At 67.1% G+C, this 18,670-nt stretch carries 16 protein-coding genes; 11 read left to right on the forward strand and 5 right to left on the reverse strand.

Annotated elements, in window-relative coordinates; genetic code table 11:
* The 3 genes from JYA52_RS14010 to JYA52_RS14020 form a co-directional block, all read left to right on the forward strand.
* On the forward strand, nucleotides 1-163 hold a 163-nt coding region (locus JYA52_RS14010; protein WP_205653856.1), incomplete at its 5' end, for a urocanase-related protein.
* A 94-nt stretch (nucleotides 164-257) separates the two neighbouring features.
* On the forward strand, nucleotides 258-1,850 hold the full coding sequence (hutH, locus tag JYA52_RS14015; protein ID WP_205653788.1) for a histidine ammonia-lyase: 1,593 nt from the start codon (nucleotides 258-260) through the stop codon (nucleotides 1,848-1,850).
* 163 nt (nucleotides 1,851-2,013) lie between these two features.
* Nucleotides 2,014-2,250 carry a hypothetical protein gene (locus tag JYA52_RS14020; protein ID WP_205653789.1) on the forward strand — a complete coding sequence of 79 codons (237 nt, stop codon included), beginning with the start codon at nucleotides 2,014-2,016 and terminating at the stop codon, nucleotides 2,248-2,250.
* Between the two features lie 107 nt (nucleotides 2,251-2,357).
* Here the strand turns inward: JYA52_RS14020 and JYA52_RS14025 are convergent, their stop codons facing one another.
* A complete protein-coding gene (locus JYA52_RS14025; protein ID WP_240460347.1) occupies nucleotides 2,358-2,618 on the reverse strand; it encodes a hypothetical protein in 261 nt (86 codons plus the stop codon).
* 194 nt (nucleotides 2,619-2,812) lie between these two features.
* Here JYA52_RS14025 and JYA52_RS14030 point away from each other — a divergent pair, with 194 nt between their 5' ends.
* Together JYA52_RS14030 and JYA52_RS14035 are read left to right on the forward strand one after the other, a co-directional pair.
* On the forward strand, nucleotides 2,813-4,117 hold the full coding sequence (locus tag JYA52_RS14030) for a cation:proton antiporter (protein WP_205653790.1): 1,305 nt from the start codon (nucleotides 2,813-2,815) through the stop codon (nucleotides 4,115-4,117).
* A gap of 133 nt (nucleotides 4,118-4,250) precedes the next feature.
* Nucleotides 4,251-6,452 carry a transglycosylase domain-containing protein gene (locus JYA52_RS14035; RefSeq protein ID WP_205653791.1) on the forward strand — a complete coding sequence of 734 codons (2,202 nt, stop codon included), beginning with the start codon at nucleotides 4,251-4,253 and terminating at the stop codon, nucleotides 6,450-6,452.
* On the opposite strand, the gene hutG is transcribed toward JYA52_RS14035, so the two are convergent.
* Entirely contained in the window at nucleotides 6,449-7,513 is a 1,065-nt protein-coding gene (hutG, locus tag JYA52_RS14040) for a formimidoylglutamase (protein ID WP_205653792.1), read from the reverse strand. The genes JYA52_RS14035 and hutG overlap by 4 nt on opposite strands.
* 110 nt (nucleotides 7,514-7,623) lie before the next feature.
* Nucleotides 7,624-9,066, reverse strand: coding sequence for an NCS2 family permease (locus tag JYA52_RS14045; RefSeq protein WP_205653793.1), 1,443 nt, complete (start codon nucleotides 9,064-9,066; stop codon nucleotides 7,624-7,626).
* 107 nt (nucleotides 9,067-9,173) lie between these two features.
* Between JYA52_RS14045 and JYA52_RS14050 the strand changes: the two genes are divergently transcribed.
* The gene (locus JYA52_RS14050) at nucleotides 9,174-9,797 is read left to right on the forward strand and encodes a copper resistance CopC family protein (RefSeq protein ID WP_205653794.1); all 624 of its coding nucleotides are present in this window, start codon (nucleotides 9,174-9,176) and stop codon (nucleotides 9,795-9,797) included.
* A 25-nt stretch (nucleotides 9,798-9,822) separates the two neighbouring features.
* Here the strand turns inward: JYA52_RS14050 and JYA52_RS14055 are convergent, their stop codons facing one another.
* Nucleotides 9,823-10,452 carry an FAD-binding protein gene (locus tag JYA52_RS14055; protein ID WP_205653858.1) on the reverse strand — a complete coding sequence of 210 codons (630 nt, stop codon included), beginning with the start codon at nucleotides 10,450-10,452 and terminating at the stop codon, nucleotides 9,823-9,825.
* 452 nt (nucleotides 10,453-10,904) lie between these two features.
* Between JYA52_RS14055 and JYA52_RS14060 the strand changes: the two genes are divergently transcribed.
* Together JYA52_RS14060 and JYA52_RS14065 are read left to right on the forward strand one after the other, a co-directional pair.
* Nucleotides 10,905-11,942, forward strand: a complete 1,038-nt coding sequence (locus JYA52_RS14060) for a universal stress protein (RefSeq protein ID WP_205653795.1) — start codon at nucleotides 10,905-10,907, stop codon at nucleotides 11,940-11,942.
* A 3-nt stretch (nucleotides 11,943-11,945) separates the two neighbouring features.
* Complete coding sequence (locus JYA52_RS14065) at nucleotides 11,946-14,645, forward strand: PEP/pyruvate-binding domain-containing protein (protein ID WP_205653796.1); 2,700 nt, start codon at nucleotides 11,946-11,948, stop codon at nucleotides 14,643-14,645.
* A gap of 51 nt (nucleotides 14,646-14,696) precedes the next feature.
* Here the strand turns inward: JYA52_RS14065 and JYA52_RS14070 are convergent, their stop codons facing one another.
* Nucleotides 14,697-15,353, reverse strand: a complete 657-nt coding sequence (locus JYA52_RS14070; RefSeq protein ID WP_205653797.1) for a DedA family protein — start codon at nucleotides 15,351-15,353, stop codon at nucleotides 14,697-14,699.
* Nucleotides 15,354-15,511: 158 nt separating this feature from the next.
* Here JYA52_RS14070 and JYA52_RS14075 point away from each other — a divergent pair, with 158 nt between their 5' ends.
* The 3 genes from JYA52_RS14075 to JYA52_RS14085 are packed head-to-tail and all read left to right on the forward strand — an operon-like array spanning nucleotide 15,512 to nucleotide 18,538.
* Nucleotides 15,512-16,666 carry a LolA family protein gene (locus tag JYA52_RS14075; protein WP_205653798.1) on the forward strand — a complete coding sequence of 385 codons (1,155 nt, stop codon included), beginning with the start codon at nucleotides 15,512-15,514 and terminating at the stop codon, nucleotides 16,664-16,666.
* Entirely contained in the window at nucleotides 16,663-17,685 is a 1,023-nt protein-coding gene (locus JYA52_RS14080) for an ABC transporter ATP-binding protein (RefSeq protein ID WP_205653799.1), read from the forward strand. The genes JYA52_RS14075 and JYA52_RS14080 overlap by 4 nt, the downstream gene beginning before the upstream one ends.
* Nucleotides 17,672-18,538 carry an ABC transporter permease gene (locus JYA52_RS14085; RefSeq protein ID WP_205653800.1) on the forward strand — a complete coding sequence of 289 codons (867 nt, stop codon included), beginning with the start codon at nucleotides 17,672-17,674 and terminating at the stop codon, nucleotides 18,536-18,538. The genes JYA52_RS14080 and JYA52_RS14085 overlap by 14 nt, the downstream gene beginning before the upstream one ends.
* The last annotated feature ends 132 nt before the right edge of the window (nucleotides 18,539-18,670 follow it).

The raw sequence follows: 18,670 nt of genomic DNA on the forward strand, positions 1-18,670 counted from the left end.
CGGCACCGACCTCGCCGCCGAAAAGCTCGCACGCCTCCTCACCAACGACCCCGGCATGGGCGTCATCCGCCACGCCGACGCCGGCTACGACCGCGCCGTCGAGGTCGCCAAGGAACGCGGCGTCCGCATCCCCATGCACGAGACTGCCTCCGAAACCCACTAGCCACTTCGGTGATCGAGCCTGTCGAGACCTGGATCTCGACAAGCTCGATCACCGGCCCAGGTTTCGACAAGCTCAACCACCAGAAGTAGGAACAATGACCATAACCACCCACGAACCGCTCACCGTCACCCTCGGCTCCAGCGGCGTGACCCCCGAGGACGTCGTCGCCGTCGCGCGCCACGACGCCAAGGTCGCCATCTCCCAGGAAGCCCTGGACACGGTAGCCAAGGTCCGCGCGCACATCGATGACCTCGCCTCCAGCGACGTCCCCGCCTACGGAATCTCCACCGGTTTCGGGGCGCTTGCCAACCGGCACATCCCCAATGAACTTCGCACGCAGCTGCAGAAATCGCTCATCCGCAGCCATGCCGCCGGCATGGGACCGGCCGTGGAGCGCGAGGTGGTCCGCGGCGTCATGTTCCTGCGCGCCAAGACCCTTGCCTCCGGCCGCACCGGCGTCCGGCCCGTCGTGCTGCAGACCATGGTCGATGTGCTGAACGCCGGCATCACACCGGTGGTCCGGGAGTTCGGCTCGCTCGGCTGCTCCGGTGACCTCGCACCCCTCTCGCACTGCGCGCTGGTGCTCATGGGCGAAGGTGAGGCAACAGGGCCCGACGGCGAACTGTACGGCGGCAAGGACGGACGCCCCGTGTCAGAGCTCCTCACCCAGCACGGGATCGAGCCGGTGGTCCTCGCGGAGAAGGAGGGCCTGGCGCTGGTCAACGGCACCGAGGGCATGCTGGGCATGCTCCTGATGGCCATCGCGGACATCCGGCAACTGCTGACGACGGCGGACATCACCGCCGCGCTCAGCGTGGAGGCGCTGCTCGGCACCGACCAGGTGTTCCTGCCGGAGCTGCACGCCGCGCTGCGGCCGCACCCCGGGCAGGCCGCGAGCGCCGACAACATGCTGCGGGTCCTGTCCAATTCCCCGATCGTGGCCTCGCACCGGGTGGGTGACTCCAAGGTCCAGGACGCCTACTCGCTGCGCTGCGCTCCCCAGGTGGCCGGCGCCGTCCGCGACACCGTGGACCATGCGGCCCTTGTTGCCTCCAGGGAGCTGGCTGCGTCCATCGACAACCCCGTGGTCCTTCCGGACGGTCGCGTCTCCTCGAACGGCAACTTCCACGGCGCCCCGGTGGCGTACGTGCTGGATTTCCTGGCGATCGCCGTCGCGGACCTCAGCTCGATCGCCGAGCGGCGGACGGACCGCATGCTAGATCCCGCCCGCTCCCATGGGCTGCCGGCATTCCTCGCGGGTGATCCGGGCGTGGACTCGGGGCTGATGATCGCCCAGTACACCCAGGCGGGACTGGTGTCGGACAACAAGCGGCTGGCGGTTCCTGCCTCGGTGGACTCCATTCCAAGCTCCGCCATGCAGGAGGACCACGTGTCCATGGGCTGGCACGCTGCACGCAAGCTCAGGAAAGCGGTGGAGAACCTGCGCCGCGTGCTGGCCGTGGAACTGGTGACGTCGGCACGCGCCATCGACATGCGCACGCAGCTCTCCCGGGGAGCCCTGACTCCGGGCCCCGCGGGGGCAGCCGTCATCGCCGCCTTGCGTAACGTCGTCGACGGCCCGGGCACAGATAGGTTCCTGTCGCTGGAACTCGAAGCGGCAGACCTTTTGGTGGCCTCCGGCGAGGTGCGGGCGGCTGCCGAATCCGCCGTCGGCATTCTCGCCTGACGCTGAACAATGTGCGGCGCCGGGAAACATTTTCCGGCGCCGCCGAAATACTCTGCAACGCGACCGGCGCAGGCGTGTCGAGTGTAGTAGAACTAAAGGTGTAGTAAAAGTCACATCGATGATGCTGTGGCGCAAGAACATCCACAAAGGGGTAGAAGTTCAAATGAAAGCACGCGGGGCAGTCCTGTCCAGACGCATCGCACACGCTGTTACGGTTTCCGACTGGGGATCATTGCAGCCGGGCGAGCGGGTCGAGATCCTTAAGCATGCGCATGTCATCGCGGCAGGCGAGGTTGAGGAGGTCTCACGGAGCGGCAACGTACTCTGGCTCGTGGGCGGCGGTCATTCCGAATCGCAGCCGTTCATGAAGTCCGACGGCGTGCAGGTCCGGCGGGCCTAGCCCGCTTGGCGTCCTAAAAAGGTTTACGCACCCAAAAGCCCCCGACCCTGGCATCATCCGGCGCAGTTAAGCGGCGGATGACACCAGAGGCGGGGGCTTTTTGCGTGTTAGGCTGCGATGTCCTCGTGAGTTTCGCCGAACGGGACAGACTCGTCGAGGGCGACGGTGTACCGGCCGGGCTGGATCCGGGTGACGCGGATGCCGCAGGTGCCCTCCTGGGCTGCCGTTTCGATCAGGGCTTCAACTGCACTCTCGAGGCCGTCGTGGATTTGATCCGCGCTGGTGAATGCCAGGTAGATGGACCGGGAATCCGACGAGCCATACGAGGGCGAAGAAGCGGTTGGGCGCTCCATGGTTGCTGTGCTCATGTACCGAACTTTCTGTGTTTCTTGCCGAGGCAAGAGACAAGTCTACCCTCCGGCCGGCCAAACGTAAGATGACTGGCATTTGACCGGCCTTTGACAGGGCTTGTCAGGCTGCGCTCGTGCCCGTCGCAGCGGCCGCCGGGCCTGATTCGCCGCTAGTGTTGGTCAGACCCGCCCGCGCCGGATTGGAGGCGACCATGTTTGAAGCCGCAAGCATTATCTTCGCCGCGGCCGGTCTCGCTGTCTTTGTCGCTGCCATCCTGCCCAAGCTGCTCCGCAATGCGCCGTTCTCCATGCCCATGGTCTTCCTGGCGGCAGGCTTCGCCACGTTCTGGCTGCTGGGCGACCTCCCGGACCCGGATCCGGTGCTGCATGCAGACTTTACGATGCACCTGACGGAAGTCTGCGTCATCATCTCGCTCATGGGCGCCGGTTTGGCTCTGGACCGGCCCGTCGGACGCCGCCGGTGGGCCACCACCTGGCGGATGCTCGGGATTGCTATGCCGCTGTGCATGCTCGGCCTGACCCTGCTGGGGCTGTGGGTGCTGGGGCTGGGCCTGGCTGCCGCCCTGCTGGTCGCGGCCGTCCTGGCGCCTACCGACCCCGTGCTGGCGTCAGAGGTCCAGGTCGGTGAGCCCGCCGACGAGGACGAGGAGACCGACAAGGAGGACGAGGTCAGGTTCGGGCTGACATCCGAGGCCGGGCTCAACGATGGGCTCGCTTTTCCGTTCGTGTACCTGGCCATTGCCATGAGCGTGGTGGGGACGTCTCCCTCCGACTGGTTCCCTGAGTGGTTTGCCGTGGATGTCCTGTGGCGCATCGGCATGGGCGTGCTGCTGGGATTCGGAACGGGCAAGATCCTGGCGAGGCTCTTCTTCTCCGCGCGGCACGACAGCATGAGGCTGTCCAACCACTCCGAGGGGTTCGTTGCGCTGGCAGCAACATTCCTGGCCTATGGAGTGACCGAGATGATCGAGGGCTACGGTTTCATCGCAGTTTTCGTGTGCGCCGTGACCATCCGGGCGGCGGAGCACACCCACGGATACCACAAGGTGCTGCACTCATACGTGGAACAGCTCGAGCGGCTGATGACAGTGGTGATCCTGGTCCTTCTCGGCGGGGCCATCGCCAGGGGACTGCTGGCCGGAATCGGGTGGACGGAGGTGGCCGTCGCACTGGCGTTCCTCGTGCTGGTCCGTCCGCTGTCCGGTTGGCTGGCCCTGGCCCGGGGCAAGACCGGTCCGCGGGAGCGGATCGCCATTTCATTCTTCGGCATCCGGGGCATCGGCTCGCTGTACTACCTCGCCTACGCGCTCGGCAAGGGCCAGTTCGGTGCCCAGGCGGACTACCTGTGGTCCGTTGTGGGGCTCGTCGTGGCAGCCTCCGTGGTGCTGCACGGTGCCACCACCGCGCCGGTGATGCAGCGGCTGGACCGGCTCCGCGAGCGCCGGGCAGCCGAAAAGTTCGGAGACGAGGGGAAGGCTCCGCACACTCCTGTTTGAGGCCCGGACAGTCCGCAGCGCAAGGCGCTGTCCGGGGGCGGCCCGCGGCCCGGCGCGCGGTGTGGATTGCCCCTTGGGCAACGCGTATCCTGAAGTCAATCGAGATGCGTGGTGAGCTGGAAGCGTGGCAGTGATGAGGTTTGTGGCGCGGACTGGACGGGCCTTGTCAATGATGCTCGGGTTCCTCCTCGTGAGCGCACTTTGCGGTGTCCTGGTGGCCAGTTTCCTGGTGCCTGCGGCGGCCCTGGCCGGAACGACGGTCAGCAGGTCGATCGACTATTTCAACAGTCTTCCCACAGAACTGACCGTGCAGCCGCCGTCGCAAACCACCAGGATCGTCACGGCGGACGGGAAGCCGATCGCCACGTTCTACGCCGAAAACCGCGTTCGGGTCCCGCTCAACAAAATGTCGCCGTTCATCAGGAAAGCAGTTGTGGCCATCGAGGACTCACGCTTTTACGAGCACAGCGGCGTGGACGCCCAGGGCGTTCTCCGGGCGCTGACCAGCAACCTCACCCGCGGCGAACGGCAGGGGGCGTCCACCCTGACCCAGCAGTACGTCACCAACATCGTCAACGAAGCGATGATCTCCGCCGGACGGGAGGACCAGGTGGTCCTCAGCGGGCAAAAAAGCATGGGGGACAAGCTACGCGAGATGCGTCTCGCCATCGCGCTGGAAAAGAAGTACACCAAGGACCAGATCCTTGAGGGGTATCTCAATATCGTCTTCTTCAACCGCAGTGCGTACGGCATCGAGGCGGCTGCCCAGTACTACTTCAGTCTTCCTGCCAGCAAACTCAGCCTGCCCCAGTCTGCCCTGCTCGCCGGACTGGTCAACAGCCCCAGCTTCTACGATCCCGTCGCCAACCCGAAGAACTCCATCCAGCGTCGAAACCAGGTCCTGGACGCGATGCTGGACGAAGCCATGATCACCAAGAAGCAGCACGCTGCCGCCAAGGCCGCGGGCATTGGGCTCAAGCTCCGGCCGTCGAGGCAGGGCTGCGCCGCCGCGACAATGGCCCCCTACTTCTGCGACTACGTGAGCCACCTGATCCTGAACAACCCCGCGTACGGTGCCGACACCAAGGCCCGGGAGCAAAAGCTGTACCGCGGCGGCCTGACCATCACCACTACCCTGGACAGCCGGCTGCAGACGGCTGCCCAGGCCCAGGTGAACGCGACGGCCGGGCCGAACCCGGGCAAATGGGGTGCCTCCCTGGTCTCGGTGCAGCCGGGAACCGGCAAGATCCTCTCCATGGCGCAGAACACGGTGTTCCTGCCGCAGCGCGGGAAGTTCGATACCCAGCTCAACTTCAACGTTGACTCCAGGGACCCCAACGGCAACGACCTCAATGGCGCCGGCGGGTTCCAACCCGGATCGACGATGAAGCCCTTCACCTTTGCGGAATGGCTCAACCAGGGCAAGACCATAACGGAAACCGTGGATGCGACCCGGCGTGAATACCCGCTTGGCTTCCGCTGGCGGTCCTCCTGCGGCAAGGTGGCCGGCGCTTACAGCACGAAGCAGCGCAGGGCCGGCCTCGAGGCGGCCGATGATCTGCAGAACGCCTCCGAAGGCTACTACCGGAAGATGCCGGTCAACTACGGGCTGTATAACTCCATCAATACGGCAACGTTCGCCTCTGCGGCACAGCTGGACTTCTGTGGGATACAGAAAATGGTCAACACCGTGGGCCTCCACAGCGGGTTGGACGGCACTCCCATCAACATGCACCAGCTGGGCAACGTGCTGGGCGCCACGGGCGTGGCCCCCCTTCACATGGCCAACTCCTTCGCCACCTTTGCCGCCGATGGCCAATACTGCGCCCCGATTGCCATCCTGCGGGTGGCGGACCGTGCCGGGAAGCCGCTTCCTGCACAAACCTCCAAGTGCCGGGACGCCGTGGACCGGGACGTGGCACGCGGCGTGAACTCGGTACTCCAGGACGTTCTCAAGGTGGGATCGGGCGTTTACATCAACCCCAAGATCTCCAGCAAGCTGCCGGTGGCGGCTAAGACGGGCACGAACAACAGCAACGGAGCCAGCTGGGTGGTGGGCTACACCACCGGACTGGCCACGGCCTCCTTCTTCGGCGACGCCCTCGAAGGCCAGAAACGTCCCGGCCGGAACCTCACCATCAACGGCAAGTTCTATTCGCGCATCGACGGCTACATGATCGCCGGACCGCAGTGGGCGCAGTACACAAACAAGGTGGCCGGACTGTATCCGGCGGCCTCGTTCCCAAAGCCGCCGGCCTCCATGGTCAAGAAGGCCGCCCCGAAGCCGCCGGCCTCTTCATCCAGAACCAAGGGCCGGTCCGGCTCCTCTGACTAGCGCGGGGCGAGCAGTGTGTTGACGAGCCGCGCTGCCACCCGGGCGGTGCGGTTGTCGATGTCGAAGGCCGGATTCAGTTCTGCCACGTCCGCGTGCAGCAGCTTCCCGCTGGTCGCTGCCTGGCGGCACACGGCGGCAACCAAAGGCAGCGGGACACCGAGTGCCGCCGGAGCGCTGACCCCCGGAGCCACCGCCGCGGGCAGCACATCGAGGTCGATGGTCAGGTACAGGACATCAATTTCCGCCAGGAAGTCCGCGACGAATGCCTGCACGGCGTCCGGCGTGCAGTCCTCGTCCAGGAGATACTTCACACCCAGGCGGTCAGCGGTGGTGAACAGCGCCCGCGTGTTGTTCGGCTGGGAAATGCCGACGACGGCGTACTTCAGTTCGCGGCCCGCGGCGGCCTCCGCCTCGGCCATCTGGAGGAACGGGGTGCCGGAGCTGGGGGCCGGTTCGTCGCGGAGGTCGAAATGCGCGTCCAGGTTGAGGACCCCGAGCCGCTGCCCGGTGCGGACGGCCTCGGAGCCGGCGACACCGAGATAGCTCGCGAAAGCCGTCTCGTGGCCGCCGCCCAGCAATACGGTCAGGTTGCCTGTGTCGAGGAGGGACGAGACCGCTACGCCGGCCCGCGCCTGGCCGGCTTCGAGTTGGCCGTCCCGGACTGCCACGTCTCCGGCGTCGAGGACGGGTCTGTCCAGATGGAAGGCCAGGGGGCCCAACGCACTGCGGATGGCGGCTGGCGCTTTCGCGGCGCCGGTCCGTCCCTTGTTGCGCCGCACGCCCTCGTCGCTGCAGAATCCCAGGATGACGGCGGGACGCGAAGCCCCGGCCGGAACCCCAGCCGGAGCGCCGGCCGAGGAAGCAGCCAAGGAAGCAGCCGGAACCCCAGCCGGGGGAGCGGCCCTGACGGGCGGGTCGGACCGCAGGGGACTGCGGTCCTGCCGGGCTTCTGCATAAGGGGTCACGGCCTGCCACCACCGGAGGTGGGCTGCACCGTCACCATCGAAACGGCCCGTCCACGGGTGGGGCTGAACATCGACCGAGAGCGCGGGAAAATCCATGCTCCAAGCTCACCGCACCAGGGGAGCGAAAGCCAGCAGCGCCGCCGTCGTGATGTCTGGAATCCCGGAAACCTGCAAGCCACGAAACGCAGATGGCAGGTGGGAGGATCCTAGGCCATGCCGAGGGCCTGCTCGATGGGGCCGATGCAGAAGAACACCACGAAGGCTCCGGCCACTGCCCACATGAGCGGGTGGACCTCCCGGGTGCGGCCCTGGAACATGCGGATGAGGACGTAGGAGATGAAGCCCGCGCCGAGGCCGTTGGCGATCGAGTAGGTGAAGGGCATCAGCGTGAAGGTCAGGAAGGCCGGAAGTGCGATGCCCCAGTCCGTCCAGTCGATCTTGCCCACCTGGGCCGCCATCATGAATCCCACCACCACCAGGGCGGGGGCCACGGCCTCGAACGGCACCAGGTTGATGAGCGGTGTGAAGAACATGGCCACCAGGAACAGCAGGCCGGTCACGATCGAGGCCAGGCCTGTCCGTGCGCCTTCGCCGATGCCTGCGCCTGATTCGACGTAGATCTGGTTGGAGGATACGGACGCGCCGCCGCCGATGATCGCGCCGAGGGCGTCCACCTGCAGCACCCGGTCAACGTTGGGGATGTTGCCGTCCTTGTCCACGGTTCCTGCCTCGTTGGCCAGGCCCACCATGGTCCCCATCGCGTCGAAGAAGATGCTGAGCAGGATCACGAACGCGAGGAGCGTGGCGGCCACGAAACCGAGGTGCTCAAAAGCGCCGATCGGGTTGGCCTTGCCAATGAGGGAGAGGTCCGGGGCGGCCCATTCGGTGAACGTGGGGGCAACCAGGGACCAGCCCTGCGGGTTGTGGTTCGTCCCGTCGAAGCTCGGCCCGATGTGCAGCGTGAACTCCAGGATCACGGACAGGATGGTGGAGGCGACGATGCCGATCAAAATGGCGCCCTTGATGTTGCGCACCAGCAGGGCGATGGTCAGGATCAGGCCGAACACGAACACCAGCGTCGGCCACCCCAGGAGCCTGCCGTCAAACCCGAGGCCGACCGGGACGGTGGTGCCGGCAGCGTCCGGGATGCGGCGCACAAAGCCGGCGTTGACCAGGCCGATCAGGGCGATGAACAGGCCAATGCCCACCACAATCGCCGTCTTGAGCCCGTCCGGGACTGCCCGGAACACCGCGGTCCGGAAGCCGGTCAGGACCAGGATCAGCATGGTGGTTCCGGAGAGGACCACCAGACCCATCACGTCCGGCCAGGTCAGGCCCGGGTTCGTCGCCACTGTCACGGCCACGAATGCGTTGACGCCCAGTCCCGTCGCAATTGCGAACGGATGCTTGGCCCATGCACCCATGAGGATCGTCAGGATTCCCGCGACGAACGCGGTGACAGCCGCCACGGCGGGGAAGCCGAGCGTGGCGCCGGAGGAGTCCGGGCCGGAAAGAATCAGGGGGTTCAGCACCACGATGTAGCTCATGGCGAAGAACGTGGCAAAACCGCCGCGGATCTCGCGCGAGTAGTTCGACCCCCGTTCGGAAATCTTGAAATACCGGTCCAGTGCAGAGCCCTGCTTAAGCATTAGTCCTCCGGAGTCTTGGGGTCGCTTGAATCCTATTCGGTCGCCGGGATGTTCCCCGGCAAATTCGCCTAGTCTGTAAGGAAGCCAACACGAGGAGAAATCCGCCCATGCGTTCCATCCGCCAGCTGCTGACCGCCGTCCTGGGCGCAGTCGCATTCGCCGCCCTGCTTTTCGCCGCCGGTCCGGCCTCCGCCCACGACGCCGCCGAGTCAAGCAGCCCGGCCGATGGCGCCACCGTCGCTGCGCCTCCCGCGGAGGTGTCCATCACCTTCAACAACACCCCGCTCGGGCTGGGTTCGCAGGTGAGGGTCAACGATGCCGCCGGCGCTGACTGGGCCGACGGCAAGGTGGAGATCGTGGACAACGTGGCCACCCAGAAGCTGCGCGAGGGCGCCCCGGCGGGCAAGTACACGGTGCTGTGGCGCGTGGTCAGTTCGGATTCCCATCCCATTGAGGGAACGTTCACGTTTACGGCCACCGCCGGGGCGGAAGGCTCGACGGCGGCCGCGCCGGTTCCCACCGTGGGCACACAACAGCCGGGCGTCACCCCGGCCCCGGAGAACGCGCCCAGTGCTTCGGAGCCTTTCCCGTGGAGCCTCGTGGTGTTCGCTGCCGTGGCCGTGGGGCTGCTCGTGGCCCTTGGTATCCTGGCCCGCCGGAAGCTCGTGATGGGGAACGACGAAGAGGACGCTGATTCCGGGGACACGGCCGCAGGCGGCCGGAGCCACTAACCGGAGCCTCTAACCCGCAGGCGCTTCAGACCGGGGCGGGGAGCGCCGCGAAGCTTCCTGTCAGGACGGACGGGACGCTGTCGGGGTTCACTTTGGCCGAAATTGCGCGTCCGACCACCTTGGCCTGCCGCAGCACCTCCTTCGGGGTGGGGGTGATGAGCTCGCCCACCCCCACGAGGTAAATGCCGATGGCGCGCATGGCGGCCACCAGGTTCTGGCCCACGGAGATGCCCAGATCCGTGATCATGCGGCGCAGTTGCCCGTTGGCACACCGCGTGAGGATGATGTGGTCTGCCATCAGAACGCCGTCGGGGGTATGGACCGCCCAGCGGTGAAGGGAATCGCCGGCCGTCGCAGTCCCCATCTCCAGCAGCACCGCGGAGGTGTCGTTCCGGATGTCCAGTTGGTGGCTCGCAGCGTAGTTGCGGAGGTGGCGGATGATCTCGTTGCGCTCTTCCCGCGATGAGGCGCCCGGGGCGCCGCAGCGTTGCGGGGGCGCCGCTTGGGAGGCCTGGGATGAGCCGGGGGAGTCCAGCCCGCTGACGATGATCGAGTCGACGCCGCGGCGACGGAGTTCGGTGGCGACGGCCAGGCCGGGAAGGCCCGCGCCTATGACCACGGCGGTGGTACGTTCAGCCCTGCTGAGACCAGGCATGCTTGACACTACAGCTTCCTCCTCGAAAATTTTCGAGGTGCAGGGCGTCCGCGCCCCGCACCGTCCGCTGCCCCAGCAAGCAGACACCACATGTTGTCCGAGTGTGTTCTGAAACACAGATCTCGGATCAACAGTGTCTCGAAGGATACAGACTTTTTCGGCCTCTGGATAGCCCACGCGGCACATTGCGGGAGAAGCTCACGAGGAGCAGTAAGAAGGCCAGGAGGGCGTCCCTGGAGAGGGCCCGGGCAGGGCCGAAAAAGTGCGTGCTGGAGGTGCCGCAGCGGGCCCTCCGGCCTGCTTGCTAACTGCACTGCGACCGAGAATAGTTATGACTTAGAGCAGGTCTTTTACAATCCGGCAAAGAAGACCTGCCGGGTGACGGCGATGGTGCCTCCTTCTGGCAGAATAGCCGCATCATCAGGGCAGTACGCGAGGAGGCGGACCCACAAATGGGCGCACACGAGTTGCATCCGGACCCGGCACGGGATGGCGGCGGCAGGTCTGCCAGGCCCGAGGGAATAGTGGTTGGCGTCGACGGCTCGGACCATGGGCAGTGCGCCCTGGTGTGGGCGGCCCGTGAAGCCGAGCGCCGCCGTCGTCCTCTCCATATAGTCACCGCCTACTCGGTTCCCATTTTCGCGGCGTCGGGCCTCGACGGCGGGTACGCCACCGTCGACGACTCCGTGATCCGTGAGGGTGCCGAGGCCATCCTGCAGCATGCGGTGGACAAGGTGGCCGCCTACAACATAGACGTCTCCGCCTCCGTCGAGAACGGGGACGCTTCCGGCGTCCTGCTGGACTTGTCGGAATCCGCCGAGCTCCTGGTTGTTGGAACGCGCGGACGCGGCGGCTTTGTGGGGCGGCTTCTGGGCTCCGTCAGCAGTGCGATGCCGGCACACGCCAAATGCGTCACCGTCACCGTTCCCCTGATCTGTGCAGACCGGCTGGGTGAAACCACGCAGGACAAACACATCAGGGCGGAGCAGGCCAAGGCCGGCCGAGGGCCCGTGGAGAACGTCGTTGTCGTGGGCGTGGACGGCTCCGAACAGGCCAGGGTGGCGGTTCTGGAAGCCGCGGCGCAGGCCGAACGGCTCGCTGCGCCGCTCAGGGTGGTCTGCGCCGTGCCCCAGTACAGCGGCTCGCTGGCGTGGGTTCCCGCGCCCATGGACCGGGAAGCACTGTTCGCCGACATCCAGGTCCAGCTGAAGGCCGGTGTTGCCTGGCTGCAGAGTCACTACCCGGGGCTCACGATCGAAACCAGGCTCCTGGACGGCTCTCCCGTGGACGTGCTGGTGGAGGCGAGCCGCCACGTTGAGCTGGTGGTAGTGGGTACCCGCGGCCGCGGCGGTTTCACCGGCATGCTCCTGGGTTCCACGTCGGACGGTGTCCTGCATCATGCGAAGAGCCCCGTCATGGTGGTGCCCGACAGGGAGGATCCGCGGCTGGCTGACCGCGCCAGCTTCGGGCCCATGCTCGGCGCCTCATAACCCATGGGCGCGCTGGTTCTCGGCCTGGGCGCTGTCAACGCCGACATGCTGCCCGAGGTGGGCGGCAAGGCCGCGAACCTCGGTGAGCTGCTGGCCGCCGGGTTGCCGGTGCCGGAGGGCTTCTGCCTCACTACCGCTGCGTACCTTCAGGCCACGGCGCCGATCGGACTCGATGAAGTGCACCGCGCCCTGAGAGCCACGCCCGCCGACGACCTGGACGCCCTTGCAGCGCTGGCCGGCCGGGCCCGAAGCCTGATCACATCGGCTGAGCTGCCGCCCGAGATCGCTGCCGCTGTGCGGTCGGCCTACGGTGCACGCGGAACCGCCGCCGGGCGGCCTGACGCTCCGGTGGCGGTCAGGTCCTCGGCCACGGCCGAGGACCAGCCGTTTGCCAGTTTCGCCGGGCAGCAGGACACCTACCTGAACGTCGTTGGCGCGGACTCCCTGCTGGCAGCTGTGCGGAACTGCTGGGCATCACTCTGGACGGACCGCGCTGTGGCCTACCGCGCCAGCCGCGGCATTGACCCGTCCACCGTGGCGCTCGCCGTCGTCGTCCAGCGCATGGTGGACTCTGCAGCTGCCGGAGTCATGTTCACCGCCAACCCCGTGACCGGGCGCCGCCGCGAGTCGGTCATCGATGCCAGCCAGGGTTTGGGCGAAGCCGTGGTGTCCGGCGCGGTCAATCCCGACCACTTTGTGGTGGACACCGAGTCCGGGACGATCCTTGAGCGGAGGCTGGGAGACAAACGGCTGGTTATCCGCTCCACGCCAGGGGGCGGCACCGAACACGTGGACCAGCCCGCCTCGGGAACGAAACCCTGCCTCACGGACCGTCAGATCCGCGACCTGGCAGCACTCGGAGGCCGGGCCGAAGCCCACTATGGCGCTCCGCAGGATACCGAGTGGGCGATCGACCCCGCGGGCAAGCTCTGGCTGACGCAGTCACGCCCCATCACCACCCTCTATCCCGTGCCAGTACAGGTCCCGGGGGCGGGACCTGCGGCCAGGCGGGAAGGCACCCGGATCTTTCTCTGCTTCAGCCTCGCCCAGGGACTGACGAGGCCCCTTACCCCGATGGGGATCGCAGCCTTCCGGATCCTCGGTTCCTCGGTGGCCCGTGCGGCATCCTTCGACGTGCCTGATGCCAGGACTGGCCCTCCGCCCTTCGCCGAAGCGGGACAGCGCATTTTCATCGACCTGACCGGCGTGGTGCGGAGCACCGTGGGACGCTTCATCGTCCCCAGGGCCTTTGACGTTATGGAGGCGCGCTCCGCGGCCGTGCTGCGCAGCGTGTTCACGGATCCGCGGTTCTCCATAACCCGCCGTACGCCCTGGGGCCTCCTCCGGCGGGTGATACCGGTGGCCCTGCGCGGCCGCGTGCCGGAGTCCCTGCTGCGTGCCCTGCTCCGGCCGGAAGCCGCGCTCCGCCGCGTCGACCGTTTCACGAAGGACTTCGGCCACGCCCTGGAGCTTCCCCCCGGAACGTCTTCGCTGCAGCGGCTTGACCACGCGGAACGGGTGCTCGCGGGGGCCTTTCCCATTGTGCCGGCCATCCTTCCGTTGCCCGCGCTTGGTTTTGCCCTGCTGGCCCTGGCCGGAAAACTGCTGGGCGGACCCGACCGGCGCACGGATCTGCAGCCCATTCTTCGAGGACTGCCCAATAACGTGACTACCGAGATGGATCTGGAGCTGTGGCGGCTGGCCACTGCGATCCGCTCGGACGGCGAAGCCCGCCGGTTGTTTGAGGACCAGCCCCTCGCCGTGCTGGCCCAGCGCTTCAGCGCACAGGAACTGCCTGCCGCGGCACAGCAGGGCCTGGACGGTTTCCTGGAACAGTACGGGCACCGTGCGGTTGCCGAAATCGACCTCGGCATGCCGCGGTGGAGGGATGACCCCACCCATATCCTCGGCGTCCTGGCAAACTATCTCCGGCTCGAGGACCCCGCCCTGGCCCCGGACCGCCAGTTCCGCCGGGCAGAGGCCGAGGCCGAGGCCCAGATTGCCCGGCTCGTCGCGGAGGCCAGCTCAAGGGGCCGCGTCCGCGGCGCCATTGTCCGGGCTGCACTGAGGCGGGCGAGGCTCTTCATCGGCCTGCGTGAACGTCCCAAATACCAGATCGTCCTGGCACTCGCGGAAGCCCGCAGGCAAGTGGCAGCCACAGGGGCCGAGCTGGCACGCCGTGGACGGATTGCGCGGGCCGACGACGTCTTCTTCCTGGACTTTGCCGAAGTGCGGCAAGCTTTGGGCGGAACCGACATGCAGGACCTCGTGGCACGGCGGCAGGGTGCCTACAGCCTGGAGCTGGACCGACGCCGCATCCCGCGAATGCTGCTGTCCGACGGCACCGAACCCGAAACTGTGCTTTCAGCGGGTGCCGCCGCGGACGGCGCCCTGGCGGGAAGTCCGGCGTCGGCGGGAACCGTGACCGCCCCGGCACGGGTCATCCTGGACCCGGTGGGGGCGCACCTGGAACCGGGTGAAATCCTTGTGGCGCCGTCGACGGATCCCGGATGGACCCCGCTGTTCCTCACGGCGGGCGGCCTCGTCATGGAAATGGGCGGCCCCAATTCGCACGGCGCCGTGGTGGCCAGGGAGTACGGCATTCCGGCCGTCGTCGGCGTTCCGGACGCCACGTCCCGCCTCCGGACGGGCCAACAGATAACGGTCGACGGCGGTGCCGGCACCGTGGTGCCCGGCAGCTAGAAGCACCTGCAGCCAGAAGCCCCCCACAGCCAGAAGGTCCCCAGACGGATGCTACTGCGGGCGTTCGGCCGCCCTCCTCCTCCGGACATAGCGGACGATGAGCCAGGCAACGAAGAGCGCCAGGCCTGCGTAGACGGCGTAATTCAGGTAGCGCGAGTACTGCTCGACCATGGAGTGCTGGCGCCCCAGGACGGATCCCAGACCGATCAGTGCACCGTTCCAGATGCCGCTTCCTGCAATGGTCAAGACGCTAAACGTGCCCAGATGCATCCGCTGGGCACCTGCCGGCAGCGAGATGAGGCTGCGCACACCCGGAAGCAGCCGGCCAAAGAATATGGCGGATTTGCCATGGCGCCGGAACCAGTCATTCGCCGTTTCGAAATCCTCACGGTCCATGAGGGGGAGCCTGGAGAGCAAACGAATTGACCGCTCAAGCCCCACCTTGGCTCCCAGGAAATACAGCGCCAGGGCGCCCAGGTAGGCGCCGAGCGTGCTGGTGACCAAAACCAGGCCCAGGTTCATGGTTCCCTGGCGTGTCAGGAAGCCGGCGAGGGGAAGGATGACCTCGCTGGGGATCGGCGGGAACACTGTCTCGGCCAGGGTAAACAGCCCGACGCCCCATTCCCCCAGCGCGTCCAGGGACTGGGCCGCAAAACCGACGATGCCGGTCATCTCATCTGCGGGACTGGAGGGGATGGGCGTGCGCATTGCTCAGGGCTCCTGAAGCTGGATAACGGCGTCCCGTCCAGTCTGGCCCAGTAAGTGCAGTGAGGAAAGTTGGGGGAGGGGACAATCCGGGGCTGTCAGGAGAATGGCCGAGGCGTACCCTGAGGATATAAAGCTGCGACGTCGGAGCGGAGTTAGAGATGACCTCCAAGTGGCTGCGGTGGATGCCCGCCGCGGCCGTACCTGCTGTAATCGCTGCCGGGGTACTGGCAGGATCCGTACCCGCCAGCGCCCGTGACCCGCTGCCGGACAAGACGCCCGCGCAGGTGCTCGCCATGATCGGACAGCACTCCACCAAAGCCCTGTCGGGAACCTTGGAGCAGACCTCCGAGCTTGTACTGCCGGACGTTCCCCAGATTGGCCCCAGCGCCGGGCCGGGAACAGGCTCGATCGCCGAACTGCTGACGGGGCCGCACAGCGCACGGGTCTTCGTGGACGGACCCGCCAACGTGCGGATCCAGGTCATGGACAGGCTCGCCGAGCGCGACGCCGTGCGGCAAGGCAACGAACTGTGGCTGTACAACTCCAAGGACAACACGGCCACCCATGTGACGCTCCCGGACAAGGCTGCCGGCAGCAAGCCCCCGGCCACCCGGATGCCGGGATCCGTGCTTACCCCGGAGGAGCTGGCCGCCCGGATGCTCGCCAAGATTGATTCGACTACGGAAGTGACCGTCGGTGATGACGTGGAGGTGGCTGGCCGCGCGGCGTACAGCCTGAAGCTGACCCCGCGGTCGGACGGAACGCTGGTGGAGTCCGTTGCCATTGCCGTGGACGGCGAAAAGGGCCTGCCGCTCAGCGTTGAAGTCCGCGCCCGCGGACAGGCCGAGCCCGCATTCCGGGCCGCATTCACCAGCCTCAAGCTCGAGGCGCCGGACGCAGGCCTGTTCAACTTCACACCGCCGCCGGGTGCCACGATCAAGGAACTGGTGTTGCCGGGCAGGCCGCACGCAGCCAAGGTTCCTGGCAAGCACCACGGGCCGGGCAAGCACTACGGGACGGGCCAGCCCCCGGGTGCCCAGCGGAACTCTCCGTCGGTGACAGGCTCGGGTTGGGATAGCATCGTCAGCTTCCCGGCACGTACCGCTGCTCCGAATACCGGCGCACCGAACGCCGGCGTGCCGTCCATCGACAACCTCTTGACGGACCCGCTGCTGCGGCAGGCCACCGTCACTGTTCCCGGAGGCCGGGCGATCTCAACGTCCCTGCTGAACGTCTTGCTCACCGACGACGGCCGCGTGTTCGCCGGGTCCGTACCCTTGGAGCGGCTTCAGGCAGCCGCTGCTGCGAGGTGACGTCCGCTGACCGCGGCCCCGGGCTCGCTATCGAGACCCGGGGGCTGACCAAGCGCTTTGGCCACCAGGTGGCTGTGGACAGCATTGACTTGGCCGTGCCGCGGGGATCCGTGTTCGGGTTCCTGGGCCCCAACGGTTCAGGGAAAACCACCACCATCCGAATGATGCTCGGCCTCGCCGCGGCGACGGCCGGCTCCGTCAGTGTGCTCGGGCTGGACATGCCCCGCCGGCTCGACGAGGTGCTGCCCAGGGTGGGCGCCCTGGTTGAGGGGCCGGCCTTCTATCCGTTCCTCTCGGGGGCGGCAAATCTGCACCGCTTTGATGCTGCGGACCGGCATGCGGTTCCCGCCACGCGGCGTGCCCGCGTGGCGGAAGCCCTCGAACGGGTAGGGCTGTCACACGCCGCCCGAAAGAAAGTCCGGGCCTATTCGCTGGGCATGAAGCAGCGGCTGGGAATCGCCAATGCGCTGCTCGCCGACAGGGAACTGCTGGTGCTTGACGAACCGACCAACGGCCTGGATCCGCAGGGCACCCGGGAGGTGCGAAACCTGGTGCGGTCGCTGGCAGCCGACGGCGCCACCGTCTTCGTTTCCAGCCATCTGCTCGCGGAAGTGGAGCAGATCTGCACGCACGCGGCGATCATGAGCGCCGGACGCCTCGTGGCACAGGGCCCGCTGCCGGAGCTCCGCAAGACCGGCTCGGCGCAGCTTCGGCTTCTCACGCCCGACGCCGGCGCGGCCTCGGGCGTTTTGGCCCGGTTTGGGATGACTCCGGTCGTCGGACATCCGGACGGCCAGGGCGCTGTCATTACCGCAGTACTGCCTGATAGCGGGTTGCCTGAGGGCGGGCTGCCTAAGGGGGCCGGGACGGCGCCGAGTCTGGAGCCAATAGAACCGGAGTCAATCGTCGCGGCGCTGGTGGCCGACGGCGTGCGGGTCCGCGGCTTCACCGTGGAGCGCGGCAGCCTGGAAGACCGCTTTGTGGCACTGACGGGGGAGGGCTTCGATGTCGCACAGTGAGCGGACAGCCAACACCGCGGGTGATGCCCGGCGGACGCCCTCCAGCGGCCCGCTGTTGGCCTCGGAGCTGACGCTGCTGTTCCGGCGGCGCAGGACCCAGGCCCTGCTGCTGGCGCTGGCCGCCATCCCGGTGATGATCGCCGTCGTCGTCCGGGTTTCCTCAACGGTCCCGCCGGGCCGGGGGCCGGCGTTCCTGGACCGCATCACCCAAAACGGGCTGTTCGTCGGGGTGACGGCACTGATCGTTGCCGTGCCGCTGTTCCTGCCGCTGACCATCGGGGTCGTGGCCGGCGACACCATCGCCGGCGAGGCCGGCCACGGCACCCTCCGATACTTGCTCGTGGCTCCTGCGGGACGCGTGCGGCTGCTTCTGGTGAAATATGTTGGGGCGGTCGCTTTCTGCATCGCGGCGCCGCTGGCGGTGGCACTCGCCGGGGCCGGAATCGGTGCGGCGCTTTTCCCGGTGGGTCCGGTGACACTGCTCTCCGGCGACGTGGTGGAGCCGGGCGAAGCATTCAGCAGAATGCTGCTGATCGCCGCCTACCAGACCGTCTCGCTGCTGGGACTTTCGGCGATTGGGCTCTTCCTGTCCACCCTGACGGACGTGCCGGTGGGAGCCATGGCAGCCACGATCGTCCTGTCCGTGGCATCGCAGGTGCTGGACCAGCTGCCGCAGCTGGAGTGGCTGCATCCATGGCTGTTCAGCCACTATTGGTTCGGATTCGCGGACCTGCTGCGTCAGCCCATCGGATGGGAGTCCTTCACCAGCAACGCCATGCTGCAGGGCGGCTATATCGCTCTTTTCGGTGCCTTGGCCTATGGCAGGTTTGTCAGCAAGGACGTGCTGTCGTAGGCGCCGGGACGGGCTGGCAGCGCGCCTAGTAGCGGGCCGCCACCGGGTGGAGCTGCATGCCGCCATCGTGCCCAGGTCGGTCACCGTGATGCCGGCGGACGGGTTCAGGGCCTGCACCACCCTGCCACCGCC

Origin of the sequence: Arthrobacter pascens (assembly GCF_017052465.1) — a bacterium.
GTDB lineage: Bacteria > Actinomycetota > Actinomycetes > Actinomycetales > Micrococcaceae > Arthrobacter > Arthrobacter pascens.